The 21,060-nt window shown below is 73.7% G+C and carries 15 protein-coding genes; 5 read left to right on the top strand and 10 right to left on the bottom strand.

Features of this window, described 5'->3' with window-relative positions:
- The first annotated feature begins 191 nt into the window (after positions 1-191).
- Complete coding sequence (locus tag ACWCYO_RS12785; protein WP_449784253.1) at positions 192-944, top strand: hypothetical protein; 753 nt, start codon at positions 192-194, stop codon at positions 942-944.
- Positions 945-1,010: 66 nt separating this feature from the next.
- On the opposite strand, the gene ACWCYO_RS12780 is transcribed toward ACWCYO_RS12785, so the two are convergent.
- The 4 genes from ACWCYO_RS12780 to ACWCYO_RS12765 all read right to left on the bottom strand — a co-directional run bounded on the left by ACWCYO_RS12780 (position 1,011) and on the right by ACWCYO_RS12765 (position 6,808).
- Positions 1,011-1,418: a DUF2690 domain-containing protein gene (locus ACWCYO_RS12780; protein WP_270142522.1), complete on the bottom strand. Its 408-nt coding sequence runs from the start codon at positions 1,416-1,418 to the stop codon at positions 1,011-1,013.
- Between the two features lie 179 nt (positions 1,419-1,597).
- On the bottom strand, positions 1,598-2,818 hold the full coding sequence (locus ACWCYO_RS12775) for an alpha/beta hydrolase family protein (RefSeq protein ID WP_449784252.1): 1,221 nt from the start codon (positions 2,816-2,818) through the stop codon (positions 1,598-1,600).
- Positions 2,819-3,007: 189 nt separating this feature from the next.
- Positions 3,008-3,370, bottom strand: coding sequence for a hypothetical protein (locus ACWCYO_RS12770; RefSeq protein ID WP_270142520.1), 363 nt, complete (start codon positions 3,368-3,370; stop codon positions 3,008-3,010).
- A 276-nt stretch (positions 3,371-3,646) separates the two neighbouring features.
- Positions 3,647-6,808 (bottom strand): putative bifunctional diguanylate cyclase/phosphodiesterase, encoded by a 3,162-nt coding sequence (locus ACWCYO_RS12765; protein ID WP_449784251.1) that lies wholly within the window; start codon positions 6,806-6,808, stop codon positions 3,647-3,649.
- Between the two features lie 201 nt (positions 6,809-7,009).
- On the opposite strand from ACWCYO_RS12765, the gene ACWCYO_RS12760 reads away from it, so the two are divergent.
- The 3 genes from ACWCYO_RS12760 to ACWCYO_RS12750 all read left to right on the top strand — a co-directional run bounded on the left by ACWCYO_RS12760 (position 7,010) and on the right by ACWCYO_RS12750 (position 12,661).
- On the top strand, positions 7,010-10,297 hold the full coding sequence (locus tag ACWCYO_RS12760) for an amino acid adenylation domain-containing protein (protein WP_449784250.1): 3,288 nt from the start codon (positions 7,010-7,012) through the stop codon (positions 10,295-10,297).
- On the top strand, positions 10,294-11,049 hold the full coding sequence (locus tag ACWCYO_RS12755; RefSeq protein ID WP_449784249.1) for a leucyl/phenylalanyl-tRNA--protein transferase: 756 nt from the start codon (positions 10,294-10,296) through the stop codon (positions 11,047-11,049). Before ACWCYO_RS12760 ends, ACWCYO_RS12755 begins: the two co-directional genes overlap by 4 nt.
- A gap of 67 nt (positions 11,050-11,116) precedes the next feature.
- Positions 11,117-12,661, top strand: a complete 1,545-nt coding sequence (locus ACWCYO_RS12750) for a hypothetical protein (protein ID WP_449784248.1) — start codon at positions 11,117-11,119, stop codon at positions 12,659-12,661.
- 73 nt (positions 12,662-12,734) lie between these two features.
- Here the strand turns inward: ACWCYO_RS12750 and ACWCYO_RS12745 are convergent, their stop codons facing one another.
- Positions 12,735-13,964 (bottom strand): serine hydrolase domain-containing protein, encoded by a 1,230-nt coding sequence (locus tag ACWCYO_RS12745; RefSeq protein WP_449784266.1) that lies wholly within the window; start codon positions 13,962-13,964, stop codon positions 12,735-12,737.
- A 268-nt stretch (positions 13,965-14,232) separates the two neighbouring features.
- On the opposite strand from ACWCYO_RS12745, the gene ACWCYO_RS12740 reads away from it, so the two are divergent.
- The gene (locus ACWCYO_RS12740; protein WP_270142516.1) at positions 14,233-14,994 is read left to right on the top strand and encodes a serine hydrolase; all 762 of its coding nucleotides are present in this window, start codon (positions 14,233-14,235) and stop codon (positions 14,992-14,994) included.
- Positions 14,995-15,063: 69 nt separating this feature from the next.
- Here ACWCYO_RS12740 and ACWCYO_RS12735 read toward each other — a convergent pair whose 3' ends face one another.
- The 5 genes from ACWCYO_RS12735 to ACWCYO_RS12715 all read right to left on the bottom strand — a co-directional run bounded on the left by ACWCYO_RS12735 (position 15,064) and on the right by ACWCYO_RS12715 (position 20,634).
- Entirely contained in the window at positions 15,064-16,197 is a 1,134-nt protein-coding gene (locus tag ACWCYO_RS12735) for an FAD-dependent monooxygenase (protein ID WP_449784247.1), read from the bottom strand.
- Positions 16,198-16,226: 29 nt separating this feature from the next.
- Positions 16,227-16,853: a GTP-binding protein gene (locus ACWCYO_RS12730; RefSeq protein ID WP_449784246.1), complete on the bottom strand. Its 627-nt coding sequence runs from the start codon at positions 16,851-16,853 to the stop codon at positions 16,227-16,229.
- Between the two features lie 2 nt (positions 16,854-16,855).
- Positions 16,856-17,221, bottom strand: a complete 366-nt coding sequence (locus ACWCYO_RS12725) for a DUF742 domain-containing protein (protein WP_270150886.1) — start codon at positions 17,219-17,221, stop codon at positions 16,856-16,858.
- A 156-nt stretch (positions 17,222-17,377) separates the two neighbouring features.
- Positions 17,378-17,824 carry a roadblock/LC7 domain-containing protein gene (locus tag ACWCYO_RS12720; RefSeq protein WP_270142513.1) on the bottom strand — a complete coding sequence of 149 codons (447 nt, stop codon included), beginning with the start codon at positions 17,822-17,824 and terminating at the stop codon, positions 17,378-17,380.
- A complete protein-coding gene (locus tag ACWCYO_RS12715; RefSeq protein WP_449784245.1) occupies positions 17,824-20,634 on the bottom strand; it encodes a nitrate- and nitrite sensing domain-containing protein in 2,811 nt (936 codons plus the stop codon). Before ACWCYO_RS12715 ends, ACWCYO_RS12720 begins: the two co-directional genes overlap by 1 nt.
- Positions 20,635-21,060 lie beyond the last annotated feature (426 nt).

Below are 21,060 nucleotides of genomic sequence, written 5' to 3'. Positions count from 1 at the left end.
CGGCGCACCGGGGCCCGCGGCACCGCGCCGCGGGCCCGGTCCGCTGTTCCTCCCGACTCCCGATCCCGGTCGCTGAACCGCTGACCTGCCGACCCGCTGACCTGCGCCGATGCCCGCCCGCGCGCCCGGCCCGACCCCCGGTGGGAGACTGGTGCCCTGTCCCTGTCCTGACTCTCGACCGGGGGGCCAGCATGTCTCTCCCGAGGCCTCTCCACGCCCTCACCGCCGCCGTCCTGGTCGTTGCGGCCGCCCTGGGCCCGGCCGCTGCCGCCGGGGCGGCCGGCGCCGTCGGTGACGCACCCACTCCGACGCTGCCCTCCGCCGACCAGCTGAAGCCGGCGTTGCTCACCGTGGACGACGTCGGCCCCGGCTACACCGAGGTCCCCAGCACCGAGAGCCCCAGCCCCAGCCCCAGCGCGAACCCGACCCCGGTCAGCGGCTGCGACGCGCTCAGCGCCCTGATCAACATGCACGCCACCGCGCCCGGCCCCGGGACCCCGCACGCCGAGACCGAACTCGACGGCCAGGACGGCAACCCGATGGTGATCGAGTCCCTCACCGCCGAGGACCCGGCCAAGCTGACCACCGACTTCAACACCGCCACCGACGCCTTCAAGACCTGTCACACCATCACCTTCAACGCCGGCACCGAGGACTCGGTGACCTTCACCGTCACCCCCGTCACCCTCGGCGACCGCCCGGACGCCCCGGCCGTCCGCCTCGACGGCACCGTCGCCGGTGTCCAGCTCAACGCCTACCTCGGCGTCGAACGCTTCGGCACCGTCGCCATGGCCTACGGCTTCTTCCAGCGCCAGGCGTCGGACTCCCAGACCGCCTCGATGCAGTACCGCACCGCCGTCGCCAAGGTCGAGCACATCCTCGGCACCACCGCGGGCAGCACCACCCCGCCCACCGCCGTCGCCACCCAGGGCATGTCGGTCTGACGCCGCCGCGAACACGGCGCGGCCCCCGTCGAGCAAAGCGCTCGACGGGGGCCGGGGTGTGCCCGGTCAGTACGAGCCGGTCCGCTCCCACCCGTTGGCGGTCGTGTCCTTGGCCTGCGAGGTGAGGTCCGCGTCGTTGACCATCCGGGTCCAGAGGGGGCCGCCCGAGGGCGAGGAGACGCCGTAGGACTGGCCGGCGCTGTTGGTGACGGTCAGCAACTCGCCGGGGACCGAGTACCGGTCGCGCCCCCACGCGGCCCGACAGGACGGGCTGTAGCGCAGCTCCAGCGAGCCGCTGGTGGAGACGGTGACGGCGTCGTCCGCACAGGTGGTGGCGGCCGGGTCCAGGCCGTTGCAGCCGCTCGCGTAGCAGTTGGTGGCGGCGGAGGCCGGGCCGGCCGCGAGCACCGCCCCCGACATCGCCAGCACCAGGGTGGCGCCGGCCGTGATCGTCTTTCGGGCGATGGAACGCATGGGGTCCTCCGGAACGGTGCGGGATGGAACGGATCAGCACCCCAATCTCGGGCCCCGCGCCACCGTCCCGCTAGCCTTCGCGGGTCCCGGGGACGTCCCCGCCCGTCCCGGGACACCCACCGCGAGCGGGCGGCCGCACCCCCGTCGCGGCCGCCCGGTCCCGTCCCCCGTGCCCGGTGTCACGGAAGGAACTTGACCTCCGGGAAGCGCGGCGACGGTCCGTCGAGCAGGGAGCCACGGCGGTGGCGGAGGTGGAGGTCGAAGAAGGCGAGCGGGTAGGCCTGCTGGATGCGGGTGGAGCTGTCGGCGGGGAGCGTGCCGACCATCTGCTGGACCTGCTGCTCGGGGATGCCGAGGAGCTTGCCCACCTGGGGTATCAGCACCGCGGCGTCCTCGTACGAGAGGTGGCGGACGCCGTCGGCCTGGATGTTGAGCCGCCAGCCGCGCAGGTGGTTCCAGAAGGTCACCGCGTTCGGGTTCTGGTCGCGGTCGAACTCGGCGGTCAGCATCAGGAAGGGGCGGTCGACGTCGGTGATGGTGATGCCTCCCATCGGCCCGTCGATGCTGAGGCCGGCCCGGACGCGGCGGTCGGCCATGATGACGGCGGCGGTCGCCGAGCCGCCCTTGGACCAGCCGAACATGCCGACGTCGAGCGGGTCGGGGGCGCCGAGCAGGCCGTCGGGCAGGGCCTTTCCGTCGACGTCGGGGTTGCGTCCGGCGGCGAGTTCCTCGACGCAGTCCAGCACGAAGCGGGCGTCGGCGGCGTAGTCCCGCGGGCTCAGATTGGGCGCGCCGTCGATCCACGGGGTGAGGACGCGGCCGTCGGGGAACTCGGTGAAGGCGTCCCAGGTGTGGTCGACGGTGACCACGACGTAGCCGTGGCTGGCGAGCTCCTGGACGGTGATCGTGTTGGCGGCCCGGTTGGCGTGGGCGCCGTGGGAGTAGACGACGACGGGCAGGCGCTGGCCGAAGCGGTGGACGGGCGCGCCCACGTGCCCGGCGGTGAGCGGGCCGGCGGTGACGGGGAGCGGGTAGTTCTGGTCGTCCAGGAAGGCCTTCAGGGCGCCGTCGGTCATCCAGGGCGCGAGCGGGAAGTCGCCGGCGTGCTGGGCGGGGTACCAGACGCTCGCCATCAGCTCGCGGTAGCGGCCGGGGCCGGCGAACGGGTCCGGCCGGGAGGTGTCGCGCAGGTGCAGGGCGACCGTGCCGACCCGGTGCGGGCCGGTGGGCTCGGGCAGGGTGATCCGCCCGGGCGTGGGGGACGGGGCGGGGGAGGGGGCGTCCGCCGCCCGTGCGGTGGAGGCCAGGCCGAGTGGGGCGGCGGCACCCAGGGCCAGTGCGGTGCCCAGCATGCGACGGCGGGTCAGTCCGTTGGGGCGGGTGAACGGCGTGGTGTCCATGCGGGGAACGCTGTCACGCGGCGCGGGCCGGCAGCATCGGCCCACCGATTGATCTCCCGGGCGCCCGCATTGGTCCACGGGTCTACATCCCCGGGCTGATGACGGGTCACGACGAAGCCCGGGCGCGCGGTGGGGTTCCGCGGGCCCGGGCTCCGCTTGCCGGTGGGGTCTCCGGCCGTGTGCGTCAGGTCAGTTGAAGACCAGGACGTCGGTGCGCATCGGCAGCGAGCTGCCCCAGTCGATGTTGATCTTGAAGGTCACCACGCCGTTGCCGGGGGCGATGCTCGAGACCTGGAAGGCGGCGGCGCCGACGAACCGGTTCCCGCTGGAGTCGATCTCGGAGGCGGTGATCACGACGGTCGAGTTGATCCCGATGACGTTCCACGGGAGCTGGAGGTTGAAGATCCCGTGCGCCGGGGTCCAGGTCCACCAGGCCCGCCACACGGCACCGACGTTGCCGCCGACGTCCGCGAGGTTCTCGCGGTGGATGGTGGGCTGGGAGTGGTCCGCGATCTGCGGGATCTCGGAGGCGGAGGATTCGGTTGCGGTCATGGCGGCAACTCCTTACGCCGGGAGAGCCTCAAGAAGCCCTCCGATTACTCCGAGTGTCCGTCAGTGTGCGGAGTGTCGCAATCACTCGTCCGGGTGAAGCTCCGGCGCGTCGGCGCACATCGACCCGCTCCCGACCTCCCCCCCATCTCGGGCATCCGCATCGGGTCAAGTAGCCTCGCGCGCCGCCCAGTTGACCGCCCCGGCGTCGAGCCTCTCGCGCCCATGTGCTGACGGGTCCGAACTCCCGTCGGCACGGACCGGGTTGCCGGGCGGGGATCAGGCCGGTTCGTACGTCGCCCGCCGGACCAGCGCCCGCGCCCGGGGCCCGTCCATCGGGTGTGCGAAGAGGTACCCCTGCCCGAGCGGGCAGCCCATGGCGGCGAGCAGGTCGCGCTGGTCCGGGTGCTCGATGCCCTCGGCGATGACCTGGACGCCGAGGGTGTCGGCGATCCGGGTGATGCCCTCGACCAGGGCGTGCTGCTGGGGGGAGAGGCCGAGTCCGTCGATGAAGGACTTGTCGATCTTCAGCAGGGAGATCGGGAACTCCCGCAGGTAGGACAGCGAGGAGTAGCCGGTTCCGAAGTCGTCGATGGCGAGGCCGATGCCGAGGTCGCCGAGGGTGTCCATGTCGGCGCGCAGCCGGTCGTCGCGGCGCATCAGGACGGATTCGGTGAGTTCCAGGACGAGGGTGCGCGGGTCGATGCCGGAGGAGTCCAGGGCGTGGCGGACCACGTCCACGAAGCCGGCGTCGCGGAACTGGCGGGCGGAGACGTTGACGTTGACCCGCAGTGGGGGGAGGCCGGCGGCGGCGCGGGCGGCGTGCCAGACCGCGGCCTCCTCGGCGGCGCGTTCCAGGACCCACGCGCCGAGCGGGACGATCTGGCCGCTCTCCTCGGCGAGGGCGATGAACTCGTCGGGCAGCACCATGCCGCGCCGGTCGTGCGGCCAGCGGACCAGGGCCTCGAAGGCCACCAGGTCGCCGGTTCGCAGGTCGACGATCGGCTGGTAGTACAGGTGGAAGGCCGCTTCCGCGATGGCGGAGTCCAGGTTCTCGTTCAGCTCGTGCCGCTCCACCAGCCCGGCCTGCAGGGCCGGCCGGTAGTGGCACCACTGGCGGCGGCCGGCCGCCTTCGCCGAGTAGAGCGCGAGGTCGGCGTGGGTGAGCAGTTCGGCGGCGTCCACGCTGTCCTCGGTGGTCGCCACGCCGATGCTGGCGCTCACCCGGACGGCGCCCGCGCTGAGCTTGAACGGTTCGGCGAACACCGAGAGCACCACGCCCGCGATGGTGTCCACGTCGCTCGGGCACAGCGCGTCCTCGACCAGGACGGCGAACTCGTCGCCGCCGAGCCGGGCGGCGGTGTCCGAGCTGCGCAGCGCGGTGGAGATCCGCAGCGAGACGGCGACCAGCAGTTCGTCGCCCACCGCGTGGCCCTGGGTGTCGTTGACCACCTTGAAGTCGTCCAGGTCGATGAACAGCACCCCGGTGACGGCCCCGCTGCGCTCGCCGCGCGAGAGCGCGTGGCCGACCCGGTCCTGGAACAGCACCCGGTTGGCGAGGCCGGTCAGCGAGTCGTGGAAGGCCCGGTGGGTCAGCTCGCGCTCCATCTGGCGCTGCTCGGTGACGTCGCGCAGGGTGAGCACCAGGCCGCCGACCGTCGGGTCGTCGCGCAGGTCGGTGTAGCGGACCTCGGCCTCGATCGGGGTGCGGTCCTGGCGCAGCAGCCGCCAGTGCTCGCGCGGTTGGTCGCCCCGGTGCGGGTCGGCGGGGCCGCGCATCCGGGCCAGCGCCTTGCCGACCTCCCGGCTGTCCTCGGGCGGGACGAGGTCGGTCAGCAGGGTGCCGTCCAGGCTGGGGTGGCCGAGCACGCGCTCGGCGGAGGAGGAGGCGTAGCGGATGCCGTCGCCGGCGTCGAGGATCAGGATGACGTCGCTGGCGTTCTGCACCAGGGTGCGGAAGTACAGCTCGCTGTTGCGCCGGGCGATCTCCCGGCTCAGCACCACGCGTTCGACGGCCAGGGCGGCCTGCGCGGCCAGGATCTCCAGCGAGCCCCAGAGGCTGGTCAGCTCCTGCTCGGTGCCGGTGACCACGAGCGCGCCGATCAGCGGGTCGCCGGAGGGGCGTTCGGCCAGCACGAGGGGGCAGACCAGGGCGGCGGGCATGCCGCCGAGGTGGGCGGGCAGGTCGACGGAGCCGACCGGCAGCAGGCGGGTCTCGCGGTGGGCGGCGAGGCGGGCGAGCACCTCGGCCTCCCGGGGAGCGAGCACCTCGGCCTCCTGGTGGACCTCCGCCCGTCCGTCCTGAGCGGCGTCCGTGCCGTTGCCGGCCCGCCGGACGTGCAGCACCCCCGACTCGGTGACCGCGAGCAGCGCGACGTGCCCGCGCTCGGCGGGCATCAGGGTGGAGGCGGCGGACTGGACGGCGTCCGCGACCTCCGCCACCGTGACGGCCGCGGTCAGTCGGGCGCCGGCCTCGCGCAGCGTCCGTTCGCGGGCCACCGCCTGGCGCCGGGCGACCACCACGACGGCCAGCCGGGCCAGCACCAGCAGGTAGAGCAGGGCGGAGAAGGCGCCGATCACGCCCGCGTTGCTGGTGTTCGCGGCCAGCGACTCGATGATCAGGATGGCGGGCGCGATCAGCGAGGCCAGGGTCAGCAGGGCGAGCCGGGTGGCCGAGAGGTCGGGCTGCTGGGTGGGGACGGGCCTGGTCAGCTCGACCATCGAGGGGTGCAGCGCGGCCGCGCCCCAGGCGGTGTAGAAGGCGGCCCAGCCGAGCTCGACGCCGGTGCCGATGTGCCAGGTGCCGTGCAGCTGGATCAGTCCGTACAGGACGTCCGAGGTGAGCAGGCCGAGGGCGCCGGCGGTGAGCAGTTGCAGCGAGCGGGAGTTGCCGCCGCGCGGGGTCAACAGCCGCAGCAGCAGGGCGAGCACGACCACGTCGCCGAGCGGGTAGGCGATCGAGACGGCCTTCTGGAACCAGGTGAGGTCCGGGTTCCGGGCGTACGGGAGGATCAGGTAGATCCAGACGAGCAGGGCCAGGCCGAGCGTGATGATCAGGGCGTCGAGCAGTCCGGCGCGGTCCTGACGGGCCGTGCGCCAGCGGATGAAGCCGAGCAGGCCGATCGCGTACAGCACGAACTCGGCCAGGTAGAAGCCGTCGGCGACGGACGGGAACGGGTTCTTCAGGTGCAGGATGTCGAGTTGGAGGGCCTGCACCGCCTCGCCGGTGGTGAAGCTGAGGTTGGCCAGCGCCAGCAGGTACCAGAACAGCGGGTGCCGGGGGCGGTTGAGCCGCACGCCGGCCACGATGGCGGCGACGCCGCCCAGGCCCGTGCCCGTCCACCAGATGATCCGCAGACCGGGGTCGGCGAAGTAGATGCCGGTGAACAGCACCATCCAGAGCAGGTAACAGGCCATCAGGCGTTGTCGCCGGCGAGTCAACGAGGCTACCTCCTCCACGGCATCACCCTGCCGCCGGGGCGGGGGAGTTCGGTGAGGGCGGGCTTTTCGGGGAACGATCCGGCCACGGTCGAGCAGCGCCCGGCGGATTGATGCGACGGACGTTCTCGGTGCGCCCTGAGTGCGTATAGTCGGAATTGTCGCACTCCCAGCATTCTGCCGCTCCAGCACGAGGTCAAGCCGGTGGACGACGCAGCCGACAGCGCACGGGGCGTACGCACGGATGTGAACTCCGGGCGTCACGCCGTGGTACGGAACGAAGACGGTCAGTACGCGCTCTGGCCCGGGGACTTGACCCTGCCGGCCGGGTGGCGGCAGGTGTACGGGCCGGCCGGGCGGGCGCAGTGCCGGGCCTGGGTGGAACGGAACTGGCAGGGCACGCCGGTCCGCCGTGCCCGCGCCGGCTTCGCGGAAACCGTGCACGGGCTGTTCCGGGCCAGGGCCGCGCACGATCCGGCGGCGGTCGCGGTGGTGGGGGAGGGCGCCACCGCGCTGAGCTACCACGAGCTGGACCGGCGCAGCGACCGGCTGGCGGCCGCGCTGCGGGCCCGGGGGGTCGGGCCGGAGCAGGTGGTGCCGGTCTGCCTGGGGCGCGGGGTGGAGCTGGTGGTGGCCTGGCTGGGGGTGCTCAAGGCGGGCGCGGCCTTCCTGCCGCTGGATCCGGCGCATCCACCGCGGCGGCTCGCCGGGCTGGTGGCGGACTGCGGGGCGCGGGTGGCGGTCACGGACGGTCCCGGGTTCGACGGGGTGGAACGGGTGGAGCCTACTGGGGAGGTTCCGGGAGCCGGGGCGCCGCACGGCGGCACCCCGGCTCCCGCGCCGGACGAGGCCTCCCCGGACGACCTCGCCTACCTGATCTACACCTCCGGCACCACCGGCCGCCCCAAGGGCGTGCCGGTCACCCACCGTTCACTGGTGTTCACCCTCGACCGGGTCATCCGCGCCTACGGCCTCGCCCCCGGCGAGCGGGTGCTCCAGCTGGCCGCGCTCGGCGCGGACACCGCACTGGAGCAGGTGTTCTCCGCGCTGCTCGCGGGTGCGACCGTGGTGCTCGGCGGCCGGGACACCTGGGCGCCCACCGAGCTGGTCCGGCGACTGCCCCGGCTCGGACTGGCCGTCGCCGACTTCACGCCCGCCTACTGGCACCACGTGCTCGACCTGCTGCCGCCCGGCGGCCCCGCCCCGGCCGGACTGCGGCTGGTGGTGCTCGGTGGGGACGTGGTGCACGCCGACGACTGCCGGGCCGGTCTGGAGCGGCTGCCGGGGGTTCGGCTACTCAACGCGTACGGGGTCACCGAGGCGGCCGTCACCTCGTTGCACGGCGAGGTCACTCCAGAGCTGCTGGCCGCGCCGACCGCGCCGGTGCCGATCGGCCGCCCGCTGCCAGGGGTGCGGGTGCACGTGCTGAACCGGCGGCTGCGGCCGGTGCGGCCCGGCGAGCGGGGCGAGATCCACCTCGGCGGGCCGGGCCTGGCCCGCGGCTACTGGCGGCAGGTCGGGCTCACCGCCGAATCGTTCCTACCCGATCCGTACGCGCCGCTGCCCGGCGAGCGGATGTACCGCACCGGCGACGCCGGGCGCTGGCGGGCGGACGGGCAGCTGGAGATCCTCGGGCGCTTCGACGACCAGGTGAAGGTGCGCGGGCACCGGGTCGACCCGGCCGAGGTCGAGGCGGTGCTGGCCGACCACCCGGCGGTGCGGCAGGCCCGGGTCGCGGCCGACGGCAGCGCGCCGGACGGCAGCCGGGTGCTCACCGCCTACTACACCCTCGGGGACGCGGCCGTGGGCCCCGAGCGGCTGCGGGCGTTCCTGGCGGAGCGGTTGCCGGAGTACCTCGTCCCGGCCGAGTTCGTACCGCTGGAGGCCATGCCGCTCACCGCGGCCGGGAAGATCGACCGGCGCTCGTTGCCGCAGGCGGTCCAGGTGCGGACGGCCCCGGTCCCGGCCCCGGGCGCGGCTCCGGCTCCGCTCCCAGCCCCGCGGGCGGGCGCGGTCGTGGGCGCGGTCGCGGGAGAACCCAGCGCCGTGGAGTCCGCCGTCGGGCACCTGTGGGCGGAGCTGCTCGGCTCCGAACTCGTCGGCCCCGACGACGACTTCTTCGCCCTCGGCGGCACCTCGCTGCTCGCCATGGAGATGCTCGCCCGGAGCCGGATGATGTTCGGCCTGGACGTCGGCCACGTCCGCACCCTCACCCGGGCGCTGCTGCGCTCGCCGGTGCTGCGCGACTTCACGGCCGCGCTGCAGGCCGCCCGCACCGGCGTCGTCCGGGGTGAGGCCGCCGTCGACTGGCACGCCGAGGCCGAACTCACCCAGGCCGTCGGGCAGTCCTGGAGCCCCGCGCCCTCCCGGGCCGAGCCCGCCGAGATCCTGCTCACCGGCGCCACCGGCTTCTGCGGCACCCACCTGCTGGACGCCCTGCTCGCCACCACCCGGGCCCGGATCCACTGCCTGGTCCGCGCGCCCGACCAGGAGCACGCCCTGGAACGGCTGCGCGCCAGCCGACAGCGCTTCCTGCGGCGGGACCTCACGGACGCCCGGGTGGTGCCGCTGGTCGGGGACCTCGCCGCGGAACGATTAGGTCTGTCTTATCGTCAGTTCGACTGGCTGGCCGCGCACCTGGACGCGGTCTACCACCTCGGCGGGCAGGTCAACTTCCTCTACCCGTACCACCAGTTGCGCGCGCCCAACGTCGGCGGCACCCGGGAGGTGGTCCGGCTCGCCGGGCACGGCCGGGGCGTGCCGGTGCACTACCTCTCCACCCTCGCCGTGCTGGCCGGCTTCGGCGCGGCCGGCGTCCGCGAGGTCACCGAGCGCACTCCGCTCGCCCACCCCGAGCGGCTCGGCGTCGGCTACGTGGAGAGCAAGTGGGTCGCCGAGCAGCTGCTGCACAACGCGGCGGCTGGCGGGCTGCCGGTCACCGTGCTGCGCACCAACGACGTCACCGGGGACCTGGCGGCCGGGGTGATGAACACCGGCACCGAACTGTGCGCGCTGATCAAGTACTTCGCCGACAGCGGCACCTGCCCGGACGTCCGGCTGCCGCTGGACTTCGTCCCGGCCGACCGGTTCGCCCGCGCGGTCGCCCACATCGCCGCGCACGCGCCCGCCGGCGGCGAGGTCTACCACCTCACCTCGCCGAACCCGGCCGGCCTGCCCGACCTGGTCGACCGGCTCCGGTCGCACGGCCACCCGGTCACCGAACTCCCCTACCGGGCCTGGGTGCAGCGGCTGGTCCGGTTCGCCGCCGGGCATCCGACGCACCCGATCACGCCCTTCGTCCCGCTGTTCGTCGAGCGGGCGCCGAGAACGGAACTGTCCATCAGCGAGCTGTACTTCCAGCCGGTGTTCCCGCGCTTCGACCGGTTGAACGCGGAGGCGGCGCTGGAGGGCAGCGGGATCGAACTGCCGGGCGTGGACGGCGCGCTGCTGGACCACTACCTGGAACGACTGGCGGATGAGGGTTTCCTGTGACGGCCTTCGCTGCGCTGGACCTCCGACTCGCCTCCGGTGACCGGCCGGTGGCGTTCGGCGGGACGCTCGGACCGGAGCAGCTGCTGACGGCGTACCGGCACGGGCTGTTCCCGCTGCCGGCGGCGGACGAGTACGCGAGCGCCTACAACGAGGCGGTGCACGGGGAGGCGGTCGGGGCCGGGGAGGTGGCCCTGCTGCCGGGCGCGGCGGACCCGTACGCGCTGGCCTGGTGGTCACCGGACCCGCGGCCGGTGCTGCGGCCCGGGGAAGTGCGGCTGCCCCGCCGGCTCGCCCGGCGGCTGCGCGGCGCGGCGCAGTGGTTCACGACCGTGGACGCGGCCTTCGGCGCGGTGCTCGAGGCCTGCGCCGAGGGTCGCCAACCCGCTTGGCTCACCGATGGGTTGCGGACGGCGCTGGTGGAGCTGAACGCGCTCGGCGCGGCCCACAGCGTGGAGGTGTGGGAGGACGAGGAGCTGATCGGCGGGGTGTTCGGGGTGGCTGTCTGGCCGGTGCTGAGCCTGGACTCGATGTTCCACCGGCGGCCGGACGCCGCCCGGGTCGCCGTCGCCGACCTCGGCGCCAGGTTCGGCGCCGCGGGCGGGCGGCTGCTCGACGCCCAGTGGGACGGGCCGTACGTGCGCAGCCTCGGGGCGGTGCCGATGGCGCGCTCGCGCTACCTCGCCGAGCTGGCCGGCACCCCCGCGACGGGTACTCTGCCGGGGGGTCGGCTGCCCGTCGCTCGGCTGGTCTGACCAGTCCTTTCGCGGCGACTTGAGCTCACTTCGACAAACTTATTCCTCGTCAGTAACATGACGCTGCGTGTTCAAGCCCTCGATACGCCGGGCCGCACCCGCAGCCCTGCTCACCCTCATCCTCGCCGGAACGGCCGCCTGCGGGCCGACCTCCCCCGGCAACGCCCCGCAGGCCGCCGGTGAACCGGCCGCCGCCGCCAGCACCGCCGACACCGGCGCGACCACCGCCGGGGGCAGCCCGGCGGGTGCCGCGACCGCCCCCGGCGCCCCGCACGCCCGGGCCGGCGTCCCGGCCTCCGGCCGTCCGACGCCGGTCGGCACCAACGTCACGGCCGCGCCGGCCGGCGACAAGCAGGCCGCCATCGGCACCCCCGGCAAGGACGGCGGCGCGGTCACGGCCGCGACCAAGGCCCTCCAGCTCACCGCCTACGACCCGGGCAAGGGCACCGCGGTGCTCACCGCCGGCGGCGCGAGCGCCTCGCCGACCGCCTCTCAGACCGCTTCGCCGACCGCCGGCCCGTCGGCATCCGCGTCCGCCTCCGCCACCGCCGCTGCCGCCGCCGTCCAGCCCGGCCAGCTGATCGCCAGTCCGCCCACCGCCGCCGCCCCGCAGGGCGCGCTGGTCGCCATCACCGGCGTCAACCCCGGTGCGGGCAACACCGTCAACCTCACCACCCGCCCGGCCACCCTCTCCGAACTCCTCGGCGGTACCGAGGCGGACGGCCAGGTGCCGATCGACGTGCACGGCATCCAGGTGACCCCGCTGGTCAAGGACCTCAAGGCCACCGTCGGCGCCGACCTGGGCGGCGTGAAGGCCGACGCCTCCGGCACCCTGGAGGTCGACGTCAACGCCCCCGTCCCGCTGCCCGGCGGCGCCAGCCTGGACGCCTCCGGCTCCCTCCAGCTGCACCCGGCCGTCCACTTCGCCTACCACGGCGCGGCCGCCACCAGCCCGCGCACCGCGTCCATCGGCTTCGACCTCGGCGCCCACGCCAACTGGAAGGTCACCGGCGACGTCGCCCGCAACACCGGCGCGGCACCGATCCGCGTCCCCTTCGCCAAGCTGCAGGCCAGCCCGGTGCTGACCGTCGCCGGTCTGCCCGTGGTCGTCAACCTCGGCCTCACCTGCTACCTGGAGGTCGGCGCCGACGGCCAGGTCCACCTGGAGGTGGCGCAGGACGCCACCGGCACCTGGACCGCGCGCGCCGACTACACCGGCGGCAAGGGCTGGACCTCGGCCACCAGCGCCGACACCAAGATCTCCCCGGTCCACCTCCGCCTCAGCGGCAAGGCCTCCGTCCGCGCCGCCCTCGGCGCCGAGATCAGCCTCGGCCTCTACGACACCGTCGGCGTCGAGACCACCGTCGCCCCCTACCTGGGCGCCAAGGCCGACGGCTCCCTCGCCGTCGACCTTCCCGGCAACACGCCGCAGCTCCAGGGCAGTTGGTCCCTGGTCGGCGGCGTCGACCTGAACGGTGCCCTGACCGCCCACCTGAAGGTCTTCGGCACCCCCATCATCGAGGGCAAGATCCCCTTCCCGCCCTTCCACAAGGAATGGCCCCTGCTCACCGGCTCGGCCTCGCTGCCCGCCCCGCGCCCCAGCAGCAGCTGATCACCCGTAGACGAGCGAGGAGTGGGAAGTCGGCCCCGCCGACTTCCCACTCCTTTCGTCGTTCGGGCCGGCGTCAGTCCTCGATCGCCTGGTAGACCGTGGTCCAGAAGTCGTGGATCATCTGCGCCGAGTTCGGGACGGACATGCCGACCTGGGTGAGCAGGATCCCGGTGAGCCGGTTGTGCGGGTCGGCGTAGGCCGTGGCGCCGCTGCCGCCGTCCCAGCCGAACTGGCCGACCGGTGCGTAGTCGCCGCGGTAGGTGCGCACCGCCATCCCGAAGCCCCAACCGCCGTGCTGCCCCTGGCCGTACGAGAGGTGGACGTTGTCGCGGGCCAGGGCGGTGCGGGCGGCGTTCTGCTCGGGTGTGAGGCGGTCGGTGGTCATCAGCTCGACGGCGGGCCGGGACAGGATCCGCTCGCCGCCGTGGGTGCCGTGGTTCAGCAGCATCCGGAAGTAGGCGTGGTAGTCGTCCACGGTGGAGACCAGCCCGCCACCGCCGCCCGGGAACGCCGGGGGCTTGCTCCAGCGGCCGTCCGCCGCCTCGTCCCAGACGTGGAACTCCCCGCTCCGCGGGTCGGGCGCGTAGAGGGTCGGCAGCCGGTCGATCTTGTCGGCGGGCACGTGGAAGCCGGTGTCCGCCATGCCCAGCGGCTCGAAGACGCGCTCGTGCAGGAAGTCCTCGAACGGCCGCCCGGTGACCCGGGCGACGAGCACGCCGAGCAGATCGCTGGCGATGTGGTACTGCCACCGCTCACCGGGCTGGTGCATCAGCGGGAGCGTGCCGAGGCGGCGCAGCCACTCGTCCGGCTCGGGCATCGGGGTCGGCAGGTCCGGGGTGAGCCCCTGCTCGAAGACCGCGTTCATGATCGGGGTGCCGAGTGCGGTCATGTCCATACCGAGCCCGAAGGTGGAGGTCAGTACGTCCCGTACGGTGATCGGCCGCCGCGCCGGCACGCTTTCGTCCAGCGGGCCGTCGACCCGCTGCAGCACCCGCCGGTTCGCGAGTTCCGGCAGCCACTGCTCGACCGGGTCGTCCAGCCGCAGCCGGCACTCGTCCAGCAGGACCATCGCGGCAGCCACCGAGACCGGCTTGGACGTCGAGGCCATCCGGAAGATCGTGTCCCGGCGCATCGGTGCGCCACCGTCATGGCTCATCGTGCCGAGCGCTTCGACGTGGGTCCCGTCGCCCCGGCCGATCAGGGCGACGACGCCGGGGATCCGCCCGGAGTCGACGTGCCGCGCCAGGACGTCGCGGACCTTGCGCAGCCCTGCCGCGGAGAAGCCGCCGTTGCTCGTGCTCATCATGATCTCCCCCTGGGTGAATGTTCGGGAATCGCTGAACGGCAACGAAGCTACATTGCGTTCACTGATCCGTCAACGCTCCTCCGATGGCAAAAATGCTTGATGTAGCAGCGATTATCGCTCGATATTGCAATGAGTCTGACGATGAATGCAATGTTCGATCGAGCCCTGCGTTGCAATGAGCTGTGAGTGAAGCGAACTCCTGCGCTCACGCATCCGGGTGACGGGCGGTTGATTCCACCAGGCCCACTGCCCCTACGCTTTGCCCATGCTGAGTGTCGTGGTGGCCCCTTGGGCGGGCGATGCCGAGCCGGTGTTCACGCGCGCGCCGGACGAACTGCACGATGCCGCGAGCACCATGAAGGTCGCGGTGCTGGCGGCGCTCGCCCGTGGCGGGGCGGACCTCGATGCCGAGGTGCCGGTGGTGAACCGGTTCGAGTCCGTGGTCGGCGGGGAGTTCGGCAACGACCCGGATCGGGACAGCGATCCGCTGCCCTGGGAGCTCCTCGGCACCCACGTGCCGCTGCGGCTGCTGGCCGAGCGGATGATCACCCACTCCTCCAACCTGGCGACCAACCTCTGCCTGGCCCGCACCGACCAGCGGGCGGTGGCGGAGGTCTGGCGCCGGGCGGGGGCCACCCGCAGCGCCAGTCCGCGCGGGATCGAGGACTACGCGGCGCGCGCGGCGGGCGTCCACAACCGGGTGAGCGCCCGTGACCTGGTCCGGCTGCTCCGCTCGCTGGGCGACGAGCCGGAGCTGCTGGCACTGCTGGAGCGCAACGACTTCCGGGTGGACCTCGCCGCCGGCCTGCCGCCGGGCATCCCGATCGCGTTCAAGAACGGCTGGGTCCCCGGCGCCCGGCACTGCGTGGGGCTCGTCCACCCGTACGACTGCCCGCCGTACCTGCTCGCCGTCTGCTACACCGGCCCGCTCGCCACCGGCGCGGACCGCACCGACCCGGCGGCCCGCCTGCTGGCCCGCATCTCGGCGGCGGTCTGGAGGCGGCGCCGGGAGATCAGCCCGTACTAGGGCCTGTCCGAGCCCCGGGCCCCGCGCGGACGCAACTCCCGCGCGGGGCCCGGAATCACGGCACCGGCCTCAGTACGGCTGGACGAGGACGTGGGCCGCGCCGGGGATGCCGATCTTCAGCAGCTCGTCCTCCTCCGGGGTGGTCGGGGTGCCGGTCTCCTGCTTGAGGATCGCCCGGGACAGCGCCTGCACCCACATGGCGCGGGGGCGGCGCCTGGCCTCCCAGGCGGTGAGGGCGGCCGGGACGTCCTCCGTCGTGTCCAGGCTCTCGGCCAGCACCAGGGCGTCCTCGACGGCCATCGCGGCGCCCTGGGCGAGGTGGGGGGTGGAGGCGTGGGCGGCGTCGCCGGCGAGGGCGATGCGGCCGACGTGCCAGGGCTCCTCGACGGTGACCTGGGAGATGCGGGAGTAGACCACCGCGGCCGGGTCGGTGACCTGGGCGAGGGCCTCGGCGATCGGGCCGCCGAAGCCGGCCAGCCGTTCGTGGAGCTGCCGGTGGGCGGTCGACGGGTCCGGGCGGAAGTCCTCGGCCTCGGCGAACACCGAGCCCAGGTACATGAGTTCTTCGTCGATCGGGGTGAGCAGCGCCTTGGCCTCGAGGTTGCCGGCGGACATCACCACGCCCCGGACCTCGGGCGAACGCGGCAGCGTGACCCGCCAGTTGGCGAAGCCGGTGTACTCGGGGACGTACTTCTCGCCGTACAGGTGCCGGCGCAGCGGCGAGCCGATGCCGTCGAAGCCGACGACCAGGTCGTAGCGGCCGCGGTGGCCGTCGGTGAGGGTGACGTCGACTCCGGAACCGTCGTCGGTGATCGCCGAGACGGTCGTCCCGAAGCGGACGGTGGCGCCGGCCGAGGTGGCGGCCGCGGCCAGCACCCGGGCCAGCGCGGGGCGGGGGATGCCGTTGTTGGCGGGGGCGTCGCCCATCCGGGGCTGGGGGATCCGGGCGAGGGTGGCGCCGGCCGGGTCGCAGATGGTCAGCACCTCCCACTCGAAGCCGACGGCCAGGCATTCCTCGAGCACGCCGATCTCGCGCATCACGTGCAGGGCGTTGGAGGGCTGGATGATGCCGACGCCGAGGGCCTCCAGCTGGTCGCGCAGTTCGGCGACCTCGACGTGGTGGCCGCGCCGGGCGAGGGCGGTGGCGAGGGTGAGGCCGCCGATGCCGCCGCCGTGGACGAGGACGCGGAGGAGAGAGGTCATGGGGTGACTCCGGTACGGGGGAGGGGAGTTCAGCCGACGGGCGCGACGGCGGCGAGGTCCATCAGGTGGTCGACCAGGGCGAGCAGCAGGTCACGGCCGAAGTCGCGCTCGCGCACGTCGCCGATCAGCATCGGGACCTGCGGGTCGAGGTCGAGGGCGGCCCGGATCTCCTCCGGGGTGCGGGTGTTGTGGCTGTGGAAGCAGTTGATCGCGACCACGAACGGGATGCCCCGGCTCTCGAAGAAGTCGATCGAGGCGAAGCTGGTGTCCAGCCGCCGGGTGTCGGCGATGACGATCCCGCCGAAGGCGCCGTTGACCAGGTCGTTCCACATGAACCAGAAACGTTCCTGCCCGGGCGTGCCGAACAGGTAGACCACCAGCTCGGGGCTGACGGTGATCCGCCCGAAGTCGAGGGCGACGGTGGTGGTGTCCTTCTGGTCGACTCCGTCCAGGTCGTCGACGCCGACGCTGGCCGTGGTCAGGTACTCCTCGGTGCGCAGCGGGGCGACCTCGCTGACCGAGCCGACCAGGGTGGTCTTGCCGACGCCGAAGCCGCCCGCGATCAGGATCTTGACGGCGGCGGGGGCGGCGGCCAGGGCGGCGGTCGGAGCGCCGGTCGGATCGTCAACGGCACTGCGGGGGTGGGGTGTTGCCATCGTCAGAGTCTCCGGAGTCCTTCGCGTACGGCCGTGAGCAGGCCGAGGTCGACGCCCCCGGCGGCCCGGGCCACCGAGAGCGGTGCCCGGGCCTTCAGCAGGCCCTGGGCGATGAGGTCGCCCAGCAGGATCTTGGTGACCGAGACCGGGAGGTCCAGGCCGGCCGCCACCTCGGCGACGGCGGCCGGGCGCCGGCAGCGGTCGAGGATCAGCCGGTGCTCGGGCTGGAGGCCGCGGGCACCGGCGCGGCTGCCCCGCGCCAGGGCCGCGTCGGCCTCCGCCTCGGCCGTGGTGAGCACGGTGATGAGGGTGAGGTCGTCGCGCTCGGGCGCGGTCCGGCCGCGGGTGATGGTGTACGGGCGCACCATGATGCCCGTGTCGTCCTCCGCGTCCGGCTCCTCCAGTTCGCTCCAGTGCGGCACCCGGCCGCGCGCCCACGCGCCCCCCTCCTCACCGGGGGAGCCGGGGGAACCATGGGGGCCGGGGGAGCCGTGGGAGTCGTCACCGTACGGGCCCACGCGGCGTCAGCCCCGGTTCCGGGTGGCGAACGCGTCGAAGGACGCGGGTGCGCCCTCGGTGCGGGCGGGGGTGGTGAGCTTCTGGCCGACCTGCTGCACCAGGGTGTGCATGGCGACGGACATCACCTCGGCGTCCACCTCCTGGGAGGCGACCACGGCCAGGTGGGTGCCCTGGGCGGCGGCGATGACGAACAGCCAGCACTCGGCGAGCTCGACGATCACCTGGTGCACCGGCCCGCCGTCGAACAGCTGGCCGACGCCCCGGGCGAGCGACTGCTGACCGGTGGCCACGGCGGCGAGGCGCTCGGCGTCGGCCCGCTCGATGGTGCGGGAGTGGCTGACCACGAGGCCGTCGTCGGAGAGCAGGACGGCGTTGCGGGTCCCGGGCACCGAGTCGACGAGTCCGTCCAGCAGCCAGTCCAGGTCCTGGTGGGTGGCGGTCGTGCGGTTCATCACTGCTCATCCGTTCGTGTGGTTCGGGGTTCCGCGGCCGGCAGGGCCCAGGGGGAGGGGTCGGACGCGGAGGCGGGGGGACCGGCGGGTAGGGCGGGGAGAGCCGGCGGGGTGGCGGGGGCGGGCAGCGGGTGTTCGCCGCTGTCCTGGGCCCGGGCGGCGCGGGACTGGCGCTGGAAGGCGCCGATGGTGGCGCCCGAACGCCGGACGGGCCGCCCGTTCTCGGCCCGTCCGTGCTGGGCCCGTCCGTTCCCGGGCGCTGCGGGCTGCTGGAACGGCCCGCCCGCGGGCTGCTCGGCGGCCGGTTCGACCCACTGCTGCCGGGCCGGTGGCGGCACCCGCAGCTCGGCGGCGAGGCTGGCCTGCCGGATGCGCTGCGGCAGCGGTGGCTGCCCGCCCTCGACCGGGCTCACCGGTACGGCGGAGGGGTACTCGCGCCCGCGGCGCCGCTCGGCCAGCCGGTAGTGGTCGGCCGGGCGGTACTGCTCGTCGGCGTACGGGGCCTCGGCCTCGGTGACCCGGGCGTAGGCGATGTCGGGGTAGGCCGGGGAGGGGGTGGGCGGCGCCGTCCCCGTGCCCTGCTGGGCGGCCGGGGCGGCCGGGGTGGCCGGGGCAGTGTCGTACGACGGCGGCGGGTCGGCGGGGGAGCTGTGCTGGATCGGCTGCTCGGGGACGCCGGGCGGGTACGGCTGCCGGTACGCCGGGCCCTGGTGCCGCTGCTCCTTGTGTGCCTGCTCCTGGTAAGGGGGGTCCTGGAACGCCGCGGCGACGCACTGGACCGGCGCGCCGGTCCCGAGCGCCCCGCCGTTCCCGCCGTTCCCGAAGCCCTCGACGTGCCCGAACGCCTCCACCGGCGCCACCGGCGGCGCGACCGGCCCGAACGGCTGCGGCACCTCGTCGGAGGCGGAGCGAACCGCCCGGCGCGAGCGCCGGACCAGCGGGATCGGTTCGGCGGGCGCGGCGTCCGGGAGTCCGGCGTCGCCGTTGATGACCAGCTCGTCCGGTACGAGCACGACCACCCGGGTGCCGCCGAAGGCGGACGGCCGGAACTCGATCTTCAGCCCGGTCAGCGCGGCGAGCCGGGCGACCACGTGGAAGCCGAGCCGGATGTCGTCGGCCCGGGCGAGCACGTCGGTGCGCGGCGGGCGGCTCATCAGCTCGTTGGCCGCGTCGTACTGTTCCGGGTCCATGCCCAGGCCGCGGTCCTCGATCTCGACCGCGAGTCCGCGTCCGACCAGGGCGGCCCGGACCTCGACCGGGGTGGGCGGCTTGGAGAAGGTGGTGGCGTTCTCCATCAGTTCGGCGAGCACGTGGGCGACCGGCCCGACGGCCCGCTCGGAGAGCCACGGGTGGCCCTCGACGTCGATCATGATCCGGCGGTAGTCCTGCACCTCGCCCTGGGCGGAGCGCAGCACGTCCAGCAGCGGTACGGGCTTGCGCCAGCGCCGCTGCGGCTGGCCGCCGGCCATGATGACGAGGTTCTCCTCGTAGCGGCGCAGGCGGGCGGTGAGGTGGTCGAGGTCGAACAGACCCTCCAGGACCTCCGGGTCCTCGTGCTTGCGCTCCAGCTCGTCGAGTTTGCGCAGCTGGCGGCCGATCAGCAGCTGGGTGCGGCGGGCGATGCGCTGGAGGAGGCGTTCGAAGCCGCGGTGCTGGTCGGCCTGCCGGACGGCGGCGGCCAGGGCGGCGGAGCGGGCCAGGTTGAGGGCCTGGCCGAGGCGGGCGACTTCGTCGGTGCCGTTGCCGTGCTCACCGGCGGTGACGGCGCGGCTCTCGGCCTCGACGTCGACCTGTTCGCCGCGGCCGAGGCGGTCGACCACCTCGGGCAGGGTGCGCTCCATCTCCTCGGCCTGGGTCTGGAGTTCCCTGATCCGGCGGCGCAGCGAGCGGCTGATCCGCCAGGAGGCGATGACGACGGCGATGACGGTGATCAGGCCGATGACGGCGGTCAGCACGACGCGGGTGAGCAGGTCGAGGATGGTGCCCTTGCCGACCTCGACGATGGCGCTGGTGCGGGTCTCGATCGCCTTGACCAGCTGGGGGTTGAGCTGGTCGACGCCCTGGCGCCACTGGTCCTGGACGGCGGGCAGTCTGACGGTGCCGTTGGACTCGGCGGCGGGTCGGGTGAGTTGCTGTTCGACGGCGGCCTTGGCCTGCCAGGCGGGGCCGTTCATCAGGTCGTGCCAGCCGGCCGCCTCGGCGTCGGGGACGTACGGGACGACCTGGACGGTGAAGAGGTGGTCCTCGGCGCCGATCAGTTGCTGGACCTGCTGGTAGTCGGCGGTGCTGAGCCGGCCGCTGGGCCAGCCGCGGGCCAGGATGGCGTCCTCGCGGGCCAGCATCTCCTTGGCCCAGAAGGAGTTGACCAGGGTCTTGGACACCCAGGTGACCTCGCCGGCGTCGACGTGGCTGAGCGCGGTGAACAGCCGCAGGTCGACGGCGATCAGGTCGGTGTAGTAGGTGAAGACGCTCTGCTGGTCGACCGAGCCCTTGTCGACGGCGGCGCGTTCCTCGGCGAGCTTGCCCATCGCCTGCCGGGCCTCGGCGACGGCGCTGCGGACGTCGTCCGGGGCGCCCTCGGTGCTCTCCCCGGACAGGGTCTGGAACTGGCGGACGGCGTCGTCGGTCAACTGCCGCTGGTGGCGCAGCTGGTCGGCGTTGGCGCCGGGTCGGGCGAGCGCCTCGGCGCTGAGCCGGCGCTCCTCCTGGAGGTTGTAGTAGACGATGTTGGACGGCTGCCCGGCCTTCTGGGCGAGCATGCCCTGGGCGGCCTGGCGCTGGAAGTCGAAGACGGTCTCGCCGCTGGTCACGGCCCAGAGGGCGACCAGGGCGAGGCTGGGGACGACGGCCAGGACGAGCAGCGCCGACCGCAGGGACAGGCGTGGACGCCTGCGGGGGGCCTTCGGCGTCGGGGGCCGCCGATTCGCACGCGCGCGCAGAGCAGACTCCTTGGGGCTGGCGGCCGACCGGTGAGGGGCGGGCCGTCCGGGCACGGGCTTTTGACGAAGCGATACTAGTCATACCGTGTGATAGGAGTGAAAGCCCGTTCGCCTCCTGGGCCGCACTTGCGCACGTACCGGACACAATGCCACCCGTGCGTGGACCGTTCGGGCCCGAAGCGACCCAGTTCAGTCCTGCTCGCCCCAGTGTCGACTCCGCCCGCAGCCGCGGGATGGCCGTGGTGTGAAAACTGTGTGACGCCGCGTCCGGCGGCCTTCGGGGAGGGGGTCGGTAAC

This window comes from Kitasatospora sp. NPDC001683 (genome assembly GCF_053596495.1).
Note: the sequence above shows the minus strand (reverse complement) of the source record. Positions and strands in the feature narration are given on the sequence as shown.

Bases quoted from the DNA above. Each gene is read 5' to 3' on its own strand.
- ACWCYO_RS12730 (WP_449784246.1), bottom strand. From the start codon at position 16,853: ATGGCAACACCCCACCCCCGCAGTGCCGTTGACGATCCGACCGGCGCT.
- ACWCYO_RS12740 (WP_270142516.1), top strand. From the start codon at position 14,233: ATGCTGAGTGTCGTGGTGGCCCCTTGGGCGGGCGATGCCGAGCCGGTG.
- ACWCYO_RS12745 (WP_449784266.1), bottom strand. From the start codon at position 13,964: ATGAGCACGAGCAACGGCGGCTTCTCCGCGGCAGGGCTGCGCAAGGTC.
- ACWCYO_RS12720 (WP_270142513.1), bottom strand. From the start codon at position 17,824: ATGAACCGCACGACCGCCACCCACCAGGACCTGGACTGGCTGCTGGAC.
- ACWCYO_RS12725 (WP_270150886.1), bottom strand. From the start codon at position 17,221: ATGGTGCGCCCGTACACCATCACCCGCGGCCGGACCGCGCCCGAGCGC.
- ACWCYO_RS12780 (WP_270142522.1), bottom strand. From the start codon at position 1,418: ATGCGTTCCATCGCCCGAAAGACGATCACGGCCGGCGCCACCCTGGTG.
- ACWCYO_RS12770 (WP_270142520.1), bottom strand. From the start codon at position 3,370: ATGACCGCAACCGAATCCTCCGCCTCCGAGATCCCGCAGATCGCGGAC.
- ACWCYO_RS12775 (WP_449784252.1), bottom strand. From the start codon at position 2,818: ATGGACACCACGCCGTTCACCCGCCCCAACGGACTGACCCGCCGTCGC.
- ACWCYO_RS12785 (WP_449784253.1), top strand. From the start codon at position 192: ATGTCTCTCCCGAGGCCTCTCCACGCCCTCACCGCCGCCGTCCTGGTC.
- ACWCYO_RS12735 (WP_449784247.1), bottom strand. From the start codon at position 16,197: ATGACCTCTCTCCTCCGCGTCCTCGTCCACGGCGGCGGCATCGGCGGC.